The organism is Saccharopolyspora aridisoli, assembly GCF_004348445.1.
Taxonomy (GTDB): domain Bacteria; phylum Actinomycetota; class Actinomycetes; order Mycobacteriales; family Pseudonocardiaceae; genus Saccharopolyspora; species Saccharopolyspora aridisoli.
In genome coordinates, this window is record NZ_SMKV01000008.1 from 144,945 (window position 1) to 160,497 (window position 15,553).

Sequence of the window (15,553 nt, forward strand, 5' to 3'; positions counted from 1 at the left end):
GGGCGCGTGGTGACGGCAAAGACGCTTGAAACCGCAGCGGGGGTCGCCGAGGCGACCGGGCCCGCGCAGTCCTACGCCTGGCTGCTGGTCGCGTTCCCGCTGGTGGGTGCCGCGATCCTGCTGATCGCGGGACGCCGTGCCAACGGCTGGGGACACCTGCTGGGGTCGGCCACGGTGATCGCCTCGTTCGTCTACGGGCTGTTGCTGTTCACCTCCGTCGCCGGCAGTCCGGAAGGTGAGCAGGTCCGCGATCTGCACCTGTTCTCCTGGATCCCGGTCAACGCGCTGCAGGTCGACTTCGGGCTCCGGCTGGACCCGCTGTCCATGGTGTTCCTGCTGCTGATCACGGGTGTGGGATCGCTGATCCACCTGTACTCGATCGGCTACATGAGCCACGACCAGCAGGGGCGCACCGGTTCGGCCAACACCGAGCGCCGCCGGTTCTTCGCCTACCTGAACCTGTTCGTCGCCTCGATGCTGATCTTGGTGCTGGGCAACAGCTTCGTGACCCTCTACCTCGGCTGGGAGGGAGTTGGTCTGGCGTCGTACCTGCTGATCGGGTTCTGGCAGCACCGGCCGTCGGCCGCCGCGGCGGCGACCAAGGCGTTCGTGATGAACCGGGTCGGCGACGTCGGCCTGGCGCTGGCGATCTTCCTGCTGTTCGCCAACCTCGGCACCACGCAGTACGCGGAGGTCTTCGCCCGCGCCGGTGAGCTCTCACCGGGCGTGCTGCTGGCGATCACGCTCCTGCTGCTGCTCGGCGCCTGCGGCAAGTCCGGCCAGGTCCCGCTGCAGGCGTGGTTGCCGGACGCCATGGAAGGCCCGACCCCGGTTTCGGCGCTGATCCACGCCGCGACGATGGTCACCGCGGGCGTCTACCTCGTCGCCCGCTCCAACCCGCTGTTCTCGCTCTCCCCGGGCGGGCAGCTGGCCGTCACCATCGTCGGCGCGGTGACGTTGCTGGTCGGGTGCGTCATCGGTTGCGCCTACGACGACATCAAGAAGGTCCTCGCGTACTCCACCGTCAGCCAGATCGGTTACATGATGCTGGCGGTCGGGCTCGGCCCGGCCGGGTACGCGCTGGGCATCATGCACCTGCTCACCCACGGCTTCTTCAAGGCCGGGCTGTTCCTCGGCGCCGGTTCGGTCATGCACGGCATGAACGACGAGGTCGACATGCGCAAGTTCGGCGGCCTCGCCAGGTACATGCCGATCACCTTCGGCACCTTCGGCCTCGGCTACCTCGCGCTGATCGGATTCCCGTTCCTGTCCGGCTTCTACTCCAAGGACGCCATCATCGAGGCGGCGTTCGGCCAGGAGGGCTGGCGCGGCTGGGTCTTCGGCGGTGCCGCGATGCTGGGCGCCGGCATCACCGCCTTCTACATGACGCGGCTGGTGCTGATGACGTTCTTCGGTGAGAAGCGCTGGAAGAACCTGAAGGCGAGCAACGGTCAGGAGTTCCACCCGCACGAGTCGCCGGCGATCATGACCGCGCCGATGATCGTGCTGGCCGTCGGTTCGATCGGGGCCGGCATGTTCCTGGCCGGCGGCGACCGGTTGGTGGCGTTCCTGTCGCCGTCGCTGGGCGAGCTGCAGGAAGCCCACCACACCGCCATCCCGCACGCGATGATCCCCGTGCTGACGGTGGCCATCTCCGCGCTGGGCGCGGTGATCGCGTGGCTGGTCGTGGGCCGCAAGCCGGTTCCGGTCGAGCGCCCGGTGAAGGTCTCGCCGGTCGTGCGCGCGGCTCGCGCCGACCTCGGCGGCAACGTGATCAACGACCTCCTCGCGGTGCGCCCGACCTTCGGCCTGACCAAGGGCCTGCTCGCGGTCGACCGCGAGGGCGTCGACGGCACGGTCACCGGCATCGCCGCGCTGCTGACCTCCAGCTCGGGCCGGATGCGCCGCTGGCAGACCGGTTTCGTCCGGTCCTACGCGCTGTCCATGCTCTTCGGCGGCGTCGTGGTGATCGCCGCCCTGATGGCAGTGGGGATCCCGGCATGACGACCTCGCACGCACCCGTTCTGCCCAGTCCTGTTCGGCACAGTGAGCTCCGGGAGGAGATCCGATGACCCTGCTGCTCGCCCTGGTGCTGCTGCCGATCGTCGGGTCGGTGGTGGTGGCGCTGCTGCGCGGCAACGCCGGCGCGGCGAAGTGGACCGCGCTGGGGTTCTCCCTCGCCGAGCTCGCGATCGCCGTCGCCGCGTGGTTCGCCTACGACCCGGCCGGCCCGCGGTTGCAGCTGACCAGCTCGATCCCGTGGATCCCGTCGTTCGACATCAACTTCTCGCTCGGCGTGGACGGCATCGCGCTCGTGATGGTCCTGGTCATCGCCGTGCTGATGCCGCTGGTGCTCGGCTACAGCTGGGGCGAACGGCTGCCCGAGGGCCGCACGCACGGCGGGTTCTTCTCGCTCCTGCTGCTCGAACAGGCGCTGACCGTGGCCGTCTTCGCCGCCACCGACGTGTTCCTGTTCTACGTGCTCTTCGAGATCATGCTGATCCCGATGTACTTCCTCATCGGCGGCTACGGCGGTGAGAACCGCAGCTACGCGGCGGTGAAGTTCTTCCTGTACTCGTTCCTCGGCGGCCTGATCATGCTGGCCTCGGCCATCGGCGCGTACAGCTACAGCGCGCAGGTCACCGGCGAGGGCACCTTCGACTGGGCCAAGCTCGTCCCGATCCTGTCGGACGCCCCGCTGAACGTGCAGGTCTGGCTCTTCCTGGGCTTCTTCGCCGCGTTCGCGATCAAGGCCCCGCTCATCCCGTTCCACACCTGGCTGCCGGACGCCGCGCAGCAGGCGCCGATCGGCGTCGCGGTGATCGTGGTCGGCGTGCTGGACAAGGTCGGCACCTTCGGCTTCCTGCGCTACAGCCTGCCGCTGACGCCGCAGGCGTCGCAGCAGCTGGCGCCGCTGGTGCTGGTGCTCGCGGTGATCGGGGTGCTCTACGGCTCGCTGCAGGCGTTCGGGCAGACCGACCTCAAGCGCTTCATCGCCTACGTCTCCATCGCGCACTTCGGGTTCATCGCGCTGGGCATCTTCGCGTTCACCTCGCAGGCGCAGGTCGGCGCGGTGTCGTACATGATCAACCACAGCATCGCCACGGGCATGCTGATCCTGGTGATCGGCATGATCATCGTGCGCGGCGGCTCGACCCGGATCGCCGACTACGGCGGCATGGCGAAGGTGACGCCGCTGCTGGCGGGCACGCTGCTGATCGCGGGCCTGAGCACCCTGTCGCTGCCGGGCACCAACTCCTTCGTCAGCGAATTCCTCGTGCTGGTCGGGTCCTTCCCGACCCGCCCGGTGCACACGGCGCTTGCCACGATCGGCATGGTGCTGGCCGCGGTCTACGTGCTGTGGCTGTACCAGCGCATGATGCAGGGCCCGGTGCGCGGTGACGCGCTGCTGGGCACCGCGGCCGGGCCGGGGGCGGTGACCGACCCGAACCGCGAAGGCGCGCACCGGCTCCGGCTGGCCGACCTGGGCGCTCGGGAGATCGCCGTGCTGGCCCCGCTGGTCGTGCTGATCATCGGGCTCGGCGTGTACCCGAAGCCGGTGCTGGACGTGATCAACCCGTCGGTCGCGGCAACCATGAGCGAGGTCGGCGTCACCGACCCCGTGACCTCGCAGGGAGGTAACTGACAGTGGTCAAGGGATTCCCGAGCCAGCTGGGTACCGTCGAGATTCCGCCGATCGACTACGCGGCGATCGCGCCGGTGCTGGTGATCCTCGGTGCCGCCTGCCTGGCGATCCTGGTCGAGGCGTTCCTGCCCCGCCACCAGCGCTGGTCGGTGCAGGTCGGGCTCAGCCTGGCGTCGATCGTCATCGCGGGTGTCGCGCTGGCCGCGTTCGCGCGGTCCGCCGGGACCGGTGTGACCACGCTGTCCGACGCGCTGGCCGTCGACCCGCCGACGTTGTTCCTGTGGGGCACGCTGCTGGCGCTCGGCCTGGGTTCGGTGCTGCTGATCGCGGACCGCTCGGTGGAGCCGGGCGGTGCGTTCGTGGCGGAAGCGATCCCGGCCGAGGGGCCGGGGACGATGAGCCGCGCCGCCGCGTCGGCGTCCGGGATGCGCACCGAGGTCTTCCCGCTGGCACTGTTCTCGCTGGGCGGGATGATGGTGTTCTGCGCGGCCAACGACCTGCTGACGATGTTCATCGCGCTGGAAGTGCTGAGCCTGCCGCTGTACCTGATGTGCGGGCTGGGCAAGCGCCGCCGGTTGCTGTCGCAGGAATCGGCCGTGAAGTACTTCCTGCTGGGCGCGTTCGCCTCGGCGTTCTTCCTCTACGGCCTCGCGCTGCTCTACGGCTACGCGGGCTCGGTGAAGCTGCAAGCGATCGCCGACGCCACGGCCGGTTCGGAGCGCTCGGACACGCTGCTGTTCGCCGGTCTGGGCCTGCTGCTGGTGGGCCTGCTGTTCAAGGCTTCGGTGGGCCCGTTCCACACCTGGACGCCGGACGTCTACCAGGGCGCCCCGACCGCGGTCACCGGTTTCATGGCTGCCTGCACGAAGGTCGCGGCCTTCGGCGGCATCCTGCGCGTGCTGCAGGTCGCCTTCGAGGCGTCCAGCTGGGAGTGGCGCGGCGTCGTCTGGACGATCGCCGTGGTGTCGATGGTGATCGGCGTGGTGCTGGGGCTGACCCAGCGCGACGTGAAGCGCATGGTCGCGTACTCCTCGGTGGCCCACGCCGGGTTCATGCTGCTGGGGGCGCTCGCGCTGTCCGACCGCGGTCTGGCGGCGACGCTGTTCTACCTGCTCGCCTACGGGTTCACCACGATCGCCGTGTTCGGTGTGATCAGCCTCGTACGCCGGTCCGACGGTGAGGCAACTCACCTTTCGGACTGGGCGGGCCTGGCGAAGCGTTCACCCCTGGTCGCCTGGGTGTTCACCTTCCTGCTGCTGGCCCTCGCCGGAATTCCGCTGACCAGCGGTTTCGTCGGAAAGTTCGTGGTCTTCGAGGCCGCCCTGAGCGACGGCATGGCACCGTTGGTGGTGGTGGCCCTGGTGGCGAGTGCGGTTGCGGCCTTCTTCTACCTTCGTGTCATCGTGCTGATGCACTTCCAAGAACCGGCTGCTGACGGCCCCACCGTGAGCGTGCCGGGTGCGTTCACGACGGCGGCGATCACGCTGGGCGTGGTCGTGACGTTGTTGCTGGGCGTGCTGCCGACGTTGGCTCTGGACTGGGCGAACGTCGGGGGATTCGTGTCGTAGAGTGCTCGCCCGTAGGGCGATCGTGGGGGAGCGAAGGCGACGGTGACGTGAGCAGGCCAGCGGATGACCCGATCAGTGAACTGAGCGCAGCCGGGTTGGGTGGTTTCCAGATCACCGACACGGAGCTGGCAGACTCGGTCAAGCGGGGCATGGCACGCGTCGAGCAGCTGCTGCACGACGAGGTGCGAAGCGACCTCGACTTCGCCACGCGCACCTCGCTGCACCTGGTGGACGCGGGCGGGAAGCGCTTCCGCCCGCTGTTCGTCCTGCTCGCCGCTCAGTTCGGCGACCCCGAGACCGACGAGGTGGTCAAGTCCGGCGCTGTGGTGGAGATGATCCACCTCGCGACGCTCTACCACGACGACGTGATGGACGAGGCCACCATGCGGCGAGGCGCGACCAGCGCCAACGCCCGCTGGGACAACTCCGTCGCGATCCTCACCGGCGATTTCCTGTTCGCCAAGGCCTCCCAGCTGATCGCCGACCTGGGCGCCGAGGCGGTCCGCCGGATGGCGGCCACCTTCGAGGCGCTGGTCACCGGTCAGATGCGGGAGACCGAAGGGGTCGGCGAGGGCGATGACGCCGTCGACTTCTACCTCAAGGTGATCTACGAGAAGACCGGTTCGCTGATCGCGACCGCAGGCCGGTTCGGCGCCTGGTTCTCCGGTGCCGACGGGGCGACCATCGACTCGCTGGAGCGCATCGGCAAGCTGATCGGCACCGGGTTCCAGATCTCGGACGACATCATCGACATCGCCTCGCCCTCCCGGGATTCCGGCAAGACCCCGGGCACCGATTTGCGCGAGGGCGTCAAGACGTTGCCGATGCTCTACGCGCTGGCCGACGAGAACTGCCCGCCCCGGCTGCGCGAGCTGCTGGAACGTCCGCTGTCCTCCGACGCCGAGGTCGCCGAGGCACTGGAGCTGCTGCGCGGATCGCGCGGTTTGGAGCGGACGCGCGGCACGCTGCAGGAGTTCGCCGACGACGCGCGCAAAGAACTCGCCTCGCTGCCCGACGTGCCGGCCAGGGAGTCGCTGTCCTCCCTCGTCGACTACGTGGTCGCCCGCACCTGGTGATGTGCCGCTGCCGACGCGAGGCCTGTCTTGAACTCGCCGTCTGAGTCACGAGCGGGTCAAAGAGGTACCGGGTTGGCTCGCACGCGTGGTAGGAACCCGGGTGTGACCGGCGGAGCTGCTGGAGCCCCGGAGGAGGGACATCTCTCGTGATCACCTGGCTGTTCACCCAGGTGTGGCTGTGGAGCCTCGCCGCTTTCCTGTTGGGCGCGCTCGTCACCTGGGCGTTGTTCGTCCGGCCGTTGCGGCGCAGGCTCAAGGCCGACCTGGCCAGGCCGCGCTACGCCGAACCCGTCTACGACGAGCCCGTCCACGAGACCTACGAGGACGAGCCGGTCGGCGAGCACCGGTCGCTGGACCTGCTCGAACAGCGCCCGCCCCGGTGGGAGTCCCCAGAGGAGCAGCAGCTCGAGGAGTGGGACCGCAGGCCGCGCCCGTGGGTCGCGACGGAGGCGACGACCCGCTCCGCTCCAGCGGAGACGCAGCGCCTGCCGGAACCGGAACCCGAGCCGGAGGGGCCGTCCGGGGACAACACCTGGTTCCGCAATCCCGAGGTGGAGGATCCCAAGGCCGAGTCGCGCCCGTCGCGCTTCCCGCCGGGAGCCGACGACGAGGAGTCAGATCAGCTCTCGGGTCAGCTCCGCTCGCTGTTCGAGCCGGAGTCCGGTGGTGACGCCGGCGAGCCGTACACGCCGCCGGTCGGCGCCGACGCCACGCAGGTCCTCCCGGCCGTTCCCCGAGAGCAGCCGCAGGCCGGCAGCCCGAACGGCGACGGTGCCGAGGTCGAGCCGCTGCCGAAGCGCACTCCGCAGCCGCGCTCCGACTCCCCCGCGCAGTCCGATCCGCCGAAGATCCCGGACTCGCTGCGGCAGCGCGTCGAGAACGGCGAACCGCTCTCGCGCGGTGACGACGGTGCGGAAGCCCCGGAGATCAAGCTGGTCGACAACCCCGACGACTCCGCTCCGCTTCCCCGCCGCACCCCCGGCGCAGGCCCTCATCCGGGCCGCGACGCCAAGTGGGAGAAGCCCTCGGAAACCCCCCGTGCCCAAGAACCCGTCCCGGACCGACCGGAACCCCGCTGGGCCGGGGCCGAGGCCCCTCCGCCCAAGCCCCAGCCTGCCCAGGTCCCCGCCTCAGGCGGTCCGATGATCAAGGGGCATTCGGCGTCCCGCAAGTACCACACCCCGGACTCCCCGCAGTACGACCAGGTCAGCGCGGACGTCTGGTTCCGCACGCCCTCCGACGCCGAGATCGCCGGTTTCCAAGCCTGGAACCGCTCTTGATCCCACGCGGTTGAGGCTGCTGGGGTCCGGCGTCAGTCCGGCTGGGGCTGGCGCTCGAGCAGGCGCGAGAGGATGACGGTGGAGACCGTGCGGGAGACGAAGTCGACCTCGCGGAGCCGTTCCATCGCCTCCTCCAGGTGGTGGATGTCGGCCGCGCGCAGGTGCACGATGGCGTCGGCCTGCCCGGAGACCGTGTAGGCGGCCACGACTTCCGGCAGCGGTTCGAGCCCGGTCCGGATCCGGTGCGCGGGAACGTTGCCGTGGCAGTGGACCTCCACGAACGCCTCCGTTCCCCAGCCCAGCGCCTCGGGGTCGACCACCGCGGTGAACCCCTGCAGAACGCCCTGGTCGAGCAGCTTGTCGACCCGTCGCTTCACCGCGGGCGCGGACAGTCCCACGTCGGAACCGATCTCCGCGTAGCTCGCGCGGGCGTCGGCGACCAGGTGCGAAATGATTCGTTGGTCCAAGGCATCCATGCGCAACATTCTGCCGCAAACGACGAACGTAGCGGCGTTGATGGTAGGTATCCGTAGCGCTTAGATTTCGATTCATGACGGCAACAGCGGAGCGACCCGCCGAAACGCTCGCGGCCAAGCAGGCCACCACCCGCCACTTCCTGATGTGCCCGCCCGCGTACTTCACCGTCGAGTACGTGATCAACCCGTGGATGAACCCGGACGAACCGGTGGACGCGGCGCTGGCGATGGCCCAGTGGGAAGAGCTGAAGAACACCTACGTGCGGCTCGGCCACACCGTGGACACCATCGAGCCTCAGCCCGGCCTGCCCGACATGGTCTTCGCCGCGAACTCCGGCACGGTGATCGAAGGCCGCGTGCTCGGCTCGAAGTTCCGGGCCCCGGAACGCGCGGCGGAGGCCGAGCACTTCCGCCGCTGGTTCGTCAACCACGGCCACCGCGACCTGGTGATGCCGACCCGGATCAACGAGGCGGAGGGTGATTTCGCCTGGACCGGGGAGGTGCTGCTGGCAGGTACCGGGTTCCGCACCGACCCCGCCGCGCACGCCGAGGCGCAGGAGGCCCTGGGCGTTCCGGTCGTCTCGCTCAGCCTGGTCGACGAGCGCTACTACCACCTGGACACCGCCCTGTTCGTCCTGGACAAGGGTCCGAACGCGCAGATCGCCTACTACCCGGGCGCCTTCTCGGAGGGCTCGCGCCGGGTGCTGGCGCGGATGTTCCCCGACGCGGTGATCGCCGACGAGGCCGACGCCTCCTGCCTGGGCCTCAACGGCGTCTCCGACGGCCACCACGTGGTGCTGCCGTTCGAGGCGACGGGCCTGGCCGGGCAGCTGGTGGAACGCGGGTACGAGGTGATCGGGTTGGACATCTCCGAGCTCCGCAAGTCCGGTGGCGGCCCCAAGTGCTGCACCATGGAACTGCACGACTGACCTGGGAGAACGGCTGCGCGAGCCGATCGTGCAGCCGTTCTCCGCGTCGTCACACCATGACGGCCTGAACGCCCAGCTCGATGCTGACCGTGGGGCCGACCACCGCGATGCCCTTGGCGAGCGTGGCCTGCCAGTTCACCGAGTAGTCCTCGCGGCGCAGGGTCGCCGTGGCGTCGCAGGCGACCCGCAGGTCGCCGTCGAACCCGGGCCCCTGGAACGTGCGTTGCCCCAGGTAGACCGCGGCCAGTTCCACCGGACTCGTGGTGCCGCGCAAGGTGAGAGCGCCGCTGACCTTCCAGCGGTCCGCGCGCACGTGCGTGAGCCGGTTGCTGCGGAAGTGCAGCTGCGGGTGCGACTCGACGTCGAGGAAGTCCGCCGACCGGAGGTGGTCGTCGCGCATCTTCACGCCGGTGTCGATGGAATCGGCCTCCATGACGACCTCGATACGGGAGTCCTCGAACCGGGGCGCCACGTCGATCACGCCGTCGAACCGGCGGAACTCCCCGTGGATCTTGGACAGCCCGATGTGCTGGGCGACGAACCGGATCTCGGTGTGGTACGGGTCGAACCGGTAGCGACCGGGCTGCGGCAACTGCAGCGAGTCATCGGGTTCCACCCCGATGCTGCCGAGCGGTGAGTGCTGGTTGACCTGCACCTGGACCCGGGTGCTGTAGCGGCGGTAACCGCCGGCGGTGAGGGACAACTTGTGCGTGCCGGGGGCGACTGAGACGGCGAAGCCGCCGTAGGAGTCGGTCTTGGTCTCACCGATGACCTGGTTCAGCCGGTCAACGATGGTGACGCTCACCTCGGGGAGGAGCGAGCCGCGCTCGTCGTGCACCTGACCGCTCACCAGACCGCTGTCCAGTGGCGTGGGGTGCAGGGAGAATCCGCCGCGGGGGGAGCGTGCCGGAGTGCCGGGGCTGGCCGACAACCGTCGGCGCAGCTTGGCGAGGACCATTGAGAATCCCTTCTGAGCGTCCTCCTGGACGGGAAGCGGAGGAAAAGTTTCTGCTTCAATCACTGGGTGTTTCAGCCTAGATTGACTACCGAGTTCACCCGATCGGAGGGCGTAGTTGCATTCCGCACATCCGTTCAACGGAACCAGCCGCCGACGCCACGCGTTTTCCAGTTGAATCACGGGCGGAGGCAGAGGTGCGCAGTCATTTCAACGGTCTGAGAACCGCGGTGCTGCTCGGCGGGATGAGCGCGCTGGTGCTGCTGGTCGGTGCGATCTTCGGTCGGGCCGGACTGGTCATCGCGCTGGTCGTGGCGCTGGGCATGAACGGGTTCGCCTACTTCAACTCGGCGAAGCTGGCCTTGCGATCGATGCGCGCCAGGCCGGTCTCGGAGGCCGAGCAGCCGGCGATGTACCGGATCGTGCGCGAGCTGGCGACCTCGGCGCGCCAACCGATGCCCTCGTTGTACATCAGCCCGACCCGCGCCCCGAACGCGTTCGCGACCGGCCGCAACCCCCGCAACGCCGCGGTGTGCTGCACGACCGGGGTCCTGGAGCTGCTCGACGAGCGCGAGCTGCGCGCGGTGCTCGGCCACGAGCTCTCGCACGTCTACAACCGCGACATCCTGATCTCCAGCGTGGCCGGGGCGCTGGCCAGCATCGTGACGTTCTTGGCGAACTTCGGGATCTTCTTCGGCATGTTCGGCGGCAGTGACGAGGACCGCCCCAACCCGTTCGCGATGCTGCTGGTGGCCTTGCTGGGGCCGGTCGCGGCGGCGGTGGTGCAGATGGCGGTCAGCCGGTCACGGGAGTACCAGGCGGACGCCTCGGGCGCTCAGCTCACCGGCGATCCGCTGGCCCTGGCCTCGGCCCTGCGCAAGCTGCAGCTGGGGACGCAGGCGGCGCCGCTCGCGCCGGAACCGCGGCTGGTGTCGCAGTCGCACCTGATGATTGCCAACCCGTTCCGCCCGGGCGAGCGCTTGACCAGGTTCTTCTCGACGCACCCGCCGATGGACGAGCGCATCGCGCGGCTGGAGGGCATGGCGGGCAGGCAACTGCCCCCGATCCACTAGGCGCCCGCCTTGCGGGCGACCTCCATCACGTACTCGCCGTAGCCGGATTTGGACTGCTTCGCGCCGAGCTCGTAGCAGGCCTCCGCGGAGATGAAGCCCATCTTCAGCGCGACCTCCTCCAGGCAGGCGATGCGCACCCCCGTGCGGTGTTCGAGCACCTGCACGAACTGGCCGGCCTCCAGCAGCGAGTCGTGCGTCCCGGTGTCCAGCCAGGCGAAGCCGCGGCCCAGCTCGGTCAGGTGCGCGCGGCCTTCTCGCAGGTAGGCGAGGTTGACATCGGTGATCTCCAGCTCGCCTCGCGCCGAAGGGGAGAGCCCCTTGGCGATGTCGACGACGGCGTTGTCGTAGAAGTACAACCCGGTGATCGCCATGTTCGACCTGGGTTCGGTGGGCTTCTCCACGATCGACAGCAGCTTGCCGTCCGCGTCGACCTCGCCTACCCCGTACCGCTGCGCATCCCGCACCGGATACCCGAACAGGGTGCATCCGCGCAGGTCACGTACGCAGTTGCGGAGGATTCCGGAGAAGCCCTGGCCGTAGAAGATGTTGTCGCCGAGCACCAGGGCGACGGGTTCGTCGGAGACGAAGTCGGCCCCGATGACGAAGGCTTCCGCCAGGCCGTTGGGCTGCGGTTGCTCGGCGTAGGAGATGTCCAGCCCGAACTGCGATCCGTCGCCCAGTAAACGCTGGAAGAGTGGCAGGTCCGACGGGGTGGAGATCAGCAGGACCTCCCGGATGCCCGCGAGCATCAGCACCGAGATGGGGTAGTAGATCATCGGCTTGTCGTAGACCGGGAGAAGCTGCTTCGACACCGCCTGGGTGAGCGGGTGCAACCGAGTCCCGCTGCCTCCGGCCAGCACGATCCCCTTCACACGAACACCTTCCCGATCAGCCGGCGCGGCGGACCCGCCCCGAACACGTCGACGAGCGTATCCGGGAGAGGCATGAAGAGGACATCCGCGCAGCTCCGAGGCAGGTTCCCGCCAGCGCGGCGCGGGAGCCGGGCAGTGTTGCCGGACTACCGGGCAAGAGCGACATCGACCACGGACCGTTCGGACCAGCACTGGCCGATACCGCCGCCAACGCTGCTGGCCCCGACCTCCGCGCTGGGCCGGGCCCAGCGCGGACGAGGTGAGGACCTACCGGTAGTTCTCGAACTGGAGTGCCACGTCGAAGTCGGAGGACTTCAGAAGCGAGATGACGGCCTGCAGGTCGTCCTTCTTCTTGCCTGACACGCGCAGCGCGTCGCCCTGGATCTGCGCCTGGACGCCCTTGGGCGCTTCGTCGCGGACCTTCTTGGAGATCTTCTTCGCGGTCTCCTGCGAGATGCCCTGAACGATCTTGCCGGTGACCTTGTAGATCTGGCCGGAACTCGCCGGTTCGCCCATGTCCAGGGCCTTCAGCGAGATGTTCCGCTTGATCAGCTTCTCCTTGAAGACCTCGATCGCGGCCTTGCAACGCTCCTCGGTCTCCGACTCCAGTACGACGGCGTCCTCGCCGGACCAGGAGATCTTGGTTCCGGTGCCGCGGAAGTCGAACCGGTTGGCGAGCTCCTTGGCCGCCTGGTTCACCGCGTTGTCCACCTCCTGGTGATCCACCTTGCTGACCACGTCGAAGGACGGGTTTGCCACCTTGAGTACCTCCCAGTTGAGCCGCTGTTCAGGTCTGCCAAGACACGCTACCGGGGTCCGAGGAGGTCCCACCTGTTACCCGCGACGTCGAGGAACACGACCACCCGGCCGTAGGGCTCGTTCCGGGGTTCGCCGAGGAACGTCACCCCGGCCTCGACCATCCGCCGGTGCTGCGCGTCGAAGTCGTCGACGTGCAGGAAGAAGCCCACCCGGCCACCGGTCTGGTTCCCCACGGCCGCGACCTGCTGCTCCCCGTCCGCCTTGGCCAGCAAGATGCCCGTTCCCGCCTCCGGTGGCCGCACCACGACCCACCGCTTCTCCCGCCCGTCGTTGGTCAGCGAAGGCGAGTCCTCCACCAGCTCGAAACCCAGCACGTCCACGAAGAACGCGATCGCCCGGTCGTAGTCATCCACCACGAGAGAAACCAAAGAGACCCGCATCAACCCATCCTCCCGCCAGGCCGCCAGCGGATTCGCCCCTCCTCCGAGATGTGCAGACCACCGCAGTGGTCGGTGCCCGAACACGGCCGTGTTCCGGGTGCGCGGGCGCCCACCCGAACGTCACGTCCGGCCGGAGAGCATCCGCTGGATGCGCGATCAGCTCCAGATCTTGAGGCCCCGTGCGTTGCGAGGCTTCTGCGGTGCTTCGATTGCCGGTCACTCGTCACCGTGGCAAGGCAAATCACTCACAGGGGTGAAACGGGCTCGACATGCGCACGAGCCCGCCTACGGTCGGCTTATGCCCTCATCGGGTGACCAGGATCGGATTCCGTGGCAGGTCGTGTGCGACCAGGCCGCATCCGCGATGACGGTGCTCGACCTCGAGGGGCGCTTCCTCTACGTCAACCGGGCACTGTGCCGGCTCCTGGGCTACGAGCGAGACGAGATCGTCGGGAACCACCGCCACCACTACATCCACCCTGACGACACGGTGGGGCTCGACATGATCGGCGACGTGCTCGCGGAACCCTCGGGCGAGGTCTCCCAGGAGTTCCGATGCGTGCGCGCCGACGGGAGGGTCGTCTGGTTGCTCCTGTCCGCCTCGGTCATCCGGGACGACGAAGACCGTCCGCTCTGCATCGTGACCCACGCGCAGGACATCACAGACCGGCACGAATCCAACGACCGATGGCAACGGACGTTCGCCAACGCTCCCATCGGGATGGCTCTGCTGGACGCGCACGGGGTTTGGACAGAGGTCAACGCGGCCTTGTGCGAGTTGCTCGGTTACAGCCACGACGAGCTGGTGGACCTGGATCCCACCGCCCTCACCTACCCGGACGAAGAGGCGAGCGCGGCGCTCGCCGATGTCTTCGAGGGGCGCTTGGACCGGGTGAGCGTCGAAACCCGCTACCGGCACAAGGCCGGGTACCCGGTCTGGCTGTTCATCCGGGTCAGCGCGGTACCAGGCCCAGAGGGAGCGCCGGTGTGCGTAGTCGGCCAGTACGAGGAGATCGGTGATCGGCGCATGTCGGACGAGCACCTCGCGCACTTGGCCCTGCACGATCCGCTGACCGGGCTGGCCAACCGCGCACTGCTGGCCGATCGGCTGGATCACGCACTAGCGGAACTACCACGTGACGGGGGCGTGCTGGCCGTGATGCTGGTGGACCTCGACAAGCTGAAGGAGACCAACGACCGCCACGGGCACGCCGTCGGCGATCAGCTCCTGATCTCGGTGGGTGACGCGCTGCTGCGCGCCGCGCAGACCGGTGACACCGTGGCCCGTTTCGGGGGAGACGAGTTCGTGGTGGTCAGCCACGTGCCTGATCTCGCGGCGGCGGAGGCGCTTCGCGACCGCGTGGAGAAGTGCCTCAAGACCGACGTCCCCGTGTCGGGCTGCCGGATCTCCCTGCAGGCGAGCGTCGGGCTTGCCACCACGACCTTCCCGACGCTCTCCCGCGTGGAGCTGCTGGACGCCGCCGACCGCGACATGTACGTCCGCAAAGCTCGGAGCCGAGGCTAGCCGCGCTCGATGCTCGTCCGGCGAGCAACTGCTCGCCGCCACCGACACCGGAGATCAACACTCGATCTGCCGTGGACCGTCGTGCACGGCCGAACCGCACCGGACACAGCCGTACTGCAGAGCAAAGACCCCGTGACCGCTTTGATGCTTCGGCGGCGCTGAGGTCGGCGCCATTGAGGTGGGCATCGGCGAGGTAGGCGCCTTCGAGGTTGGTGGTGTCCCGTGGTCATCCACCTGGGGGCTCCGGCCGCAGGAAGGCAGCGGTGTCGAAATAGGTTGCGAATCGGCGTACCCGGCCCTGGCCGTCGAAGGTCAGCAGCGAGGCCCCGCGGTACTCGATCGGTCGGCCGGTGGCGAGGGTGCCGCTGGATGTCCACTCGAGCACACCGATGTCGCCGGCTTCCGCTATGCGGACGAACTCGGTCGAGATGCGGGAGAACTGAGAGCGGTATTCCTCCCAGAACCGAGCCACGTCAGAGGTGTCGTGGTCGCTCCCAGCCACCTCGGGCCGCACCAGCTCGGGGTTCTCGCCGAACAGCTCGTAGAGCTGGGAGTTGTCGCCTGTGTCTTCGAACTCCCGCAATGCATCGGCGAACGCGTTCGACCGTGGGTGCGCATTGGTCATCCTCAATTGGTACCCGCGACGACCTGGAACGAATCGTCGGTCCCCCCGCGGAGAGGGGTTCGCACTGCCGGGGACGATGCCGCTTGGGCAGCCGACCGAAGCTCATGCGCAGGGCGGCCGACCAACGCACCCCGACCTTGCCCGGTCATCGCAAGAGCCTGGTCGACCTGAGCCGGACGTGCTTCGGCGACTCCAGGTGGGAGCAAGCAGCAGTGATCGGCTCGAAGCGGCGTTCGGCCAATCACGACAGCAGTTGCACCGTCGGCAGCGTCTTGCTGAGAGCAGTCCGCGGACGCCACAACGTGCCGGCGGACTGCAATAGCCTTCGG

The 15,553-nt window shown here is 68.5% G+C and carries 14 protein-coding genes; 8 read left to right on the plus strand and 6 right to left on the minus strand.

The features are described from left to right. The first annotated feature begins 9 nt into the window (after positions 1 to 9). The 5 genes from nuoL (at position 10) to E1161_RS09000 (ending at position 7,570) form a co-directional block, all read left to right on the plus strand. Entirely contained in the window at positions 10 to 2,004 is a 1,995-nt protein-coding gene (nuoL, locus tag E1161_RS08980; RefSeq protein ID WP_132621527.1) for an NADH-quinone oxidoreductase subunit L, read from the plus strand. 64 nt (positions 2,005 to 2,068) lie between these two features. Continuing rightward, on the plus strand, positions 2,069 to 3,646 hold the full coding sequence (locus tag E1161_RS08985) for an NADH-quinone oxidoreductase subunit M (protein WP_132621529.1): 1,578 nt from the start codon (positions 2,069 to 2,071) through the stop codon (positions 3,644 to 3,646). Between the two features lie 26 nt (positions 3,647 to 3,672). Continuing rightward, positions 3,673 to 5,214 carry an NADH-quinone oxidoreductase subunit NuoN gene (nuoN, locus tag E1161_RS08990; RefSeq protein WP_132621639.1) on the plus strand — a complete coding sequence of 514 codons (1,542 nt, stop codon included), beginning with the start codon at positions 3,673 to 3,675 and terminating at the stop codon, positions 5,212 to 5,214. A gap of 47 nt (positions 5,215 to 5,261) precedes the next feature. Beyond that, positions 5,262 to 6,290 carry a polyprenyl synthetase family protein gene (locus E1161_RS08995; protein WP_132621531.1) on the plus strand — a complete coding sequence of 343 codons (1,029 nt, stop codon included), beginning with the start codon at positions 5,262 to 5,264 and terminating at the stop codon, positions 6,288 to 6,290. A gap of 146 nt (positions 6,291 to 6,436) precedes the next feature. Continuing rightward, entirely contained in the window at positions 6,437 to 7,570 is a 1,134-nt protein-coding gene (locus E1161_RS09000; RefSeq protein ID WP_132621533.1) for a sunset domain-containing protein, read from the plus strand. A gap of 32 nt (positions 7,571 to 7,602) precedes the next feature. Here E1161_RS09000 and E1161_RS09005 read toward each other — a convergent pair whose 3' ends face one another. After that, complete coding sequence (locus tag E1161_RS09005; protein ID WP_132621535.1) at positions 7,603 to 8,046, minus strand: Lrp/AsnC family transcriptional regulator; 444 nt, start codon at positions 8,044 to 8,046, stop codon at positions 7,603 to 7,605. Between the two features lie 74 nt (positions 8,047 to 8,120). Between E1161_RS09005 and ddaH the strand changes: the two genes are divergently transcribed. Next, positions 8,121 to 8,975: a dimethylargininase gene (ddaH, locus tag E1161_RS09010; protein WP_408011967.1), complete on the plus strand. Its 855-nt coding sequence runs from the start codon at positions 8,121 to 8,123 to the stop codon at positions 8,973 to 8,975. Between the two features lie 49 nt (positions 8,976 to 9,024). On the opposite strand, the gene E1161_RS09015 is transcribed toward ddaH, so the two are convergent. Then, positions 9,025 to 9,933 carry a YceI family protein gene (locus tag E1161_RS09015; protein ID WP_132621537.1) on the minus strand — a complete coding sequence of 303 codons (909 nt, stop codon included), beginning with the start codon at positions 9,931 to 9,933 and terminating at the stop codon, positions 9,025 to 9,027. Positions 9,934 to 10,127: 194 nt separating this feature from the next. Here E1161_RS09015 and htpX point away from each other — a divergent pair, with 194 nt between their 5' ends. Continuing rightward, positions 10,128 to 11,003, plus strand: a complete 876-nt coding sequence (htpX, locus tag E1161_RS09020) for a zinc metalloprotease HtpX (protein ID WP_132621539.1) — start codon at positions 10,128 to 10,130, stop codon at positions 11,001 to 11,003. Here the strand turns inward: htpX and rfbA are convergent. The 3 genes from rfbA to E1161_RS09035 form a co-directional block, all read right to left on the minus strand. Then, positions 11,000 to 11,875 carry a glucose-1-phosphate thymidylyltransferase RfbA gene (rfbA, locus tag E1161_RS09025; protein WP_132621541.1) on the minus strand — a complete coding sequence of 292 codons (876 nt, stop codon included), beginning with the start codon at positions 11,873 to 11,875 and terminating at the stop codon, positions 11,000 to 11,002. The two genes, htpX and rfbA, sit on opposite strands and share 4 nt — an antisense overlap. 267 nt (positions 11,876 to 12,142) lie before the next feature. Then, complete coding sequence (locus tag E1161_RS09030; RefSeq protein WP_132621543.1) at positions 12,143 to 12,634, minus strand: YajQ family cyclic di-GMP-binding protein; 492 nt, start codon at positions 12,632 to 12,634, stop codon at positions 12,143 to 12,145. Between the two features lie 47 nt (positions 12,635 to 12,681). Then, positions 12,682 to 13,074 (minus strand): VOC family protein, encoded by a 393-nt coding sequence (locus E1161_RS09035; protein ID WP_132621545.1) that lies wholly within the window; start codon positions 13,072 to 13,074, stop codon positions 12,682 to 12,684. Positions 13,075 to 13,372: 298 nt separating this feature from the next. Between E1161_RS09035 and E1161_RS09040 the strand changes: the two genes are divergently transcribed. After that, on the plus strand, positions 13,373 to 14,599 hold the full coding sequence (locus E1161_RS09040) for a sensor domain-containing diguanylate cyclase (RefSeq protein WP_132621547.1): 1,227 nt from the start codon (positions 13,373 to 13,375) through the stop codon (positions 14,597 to 14,599). A gap of 226 nt (positions 14,600 to 14,825) precedes the next feature. Here E1161_RS09040 and E1161_RS09045 read toward each other — a convergent pair whose 3' ends face one another. Continuing rightward, a complete protein-coding gene (locus tag E1161_RS09045) occupies positions 14,826 to 15,224 on the minus strand; it encodes a nuclear transport factor 2 family protein (protein WP_132621549.1) in 399 nt (132 codons plus the stop codon). Positions 15,225 to 15,553: the final 329 nt, after the last annotated feature.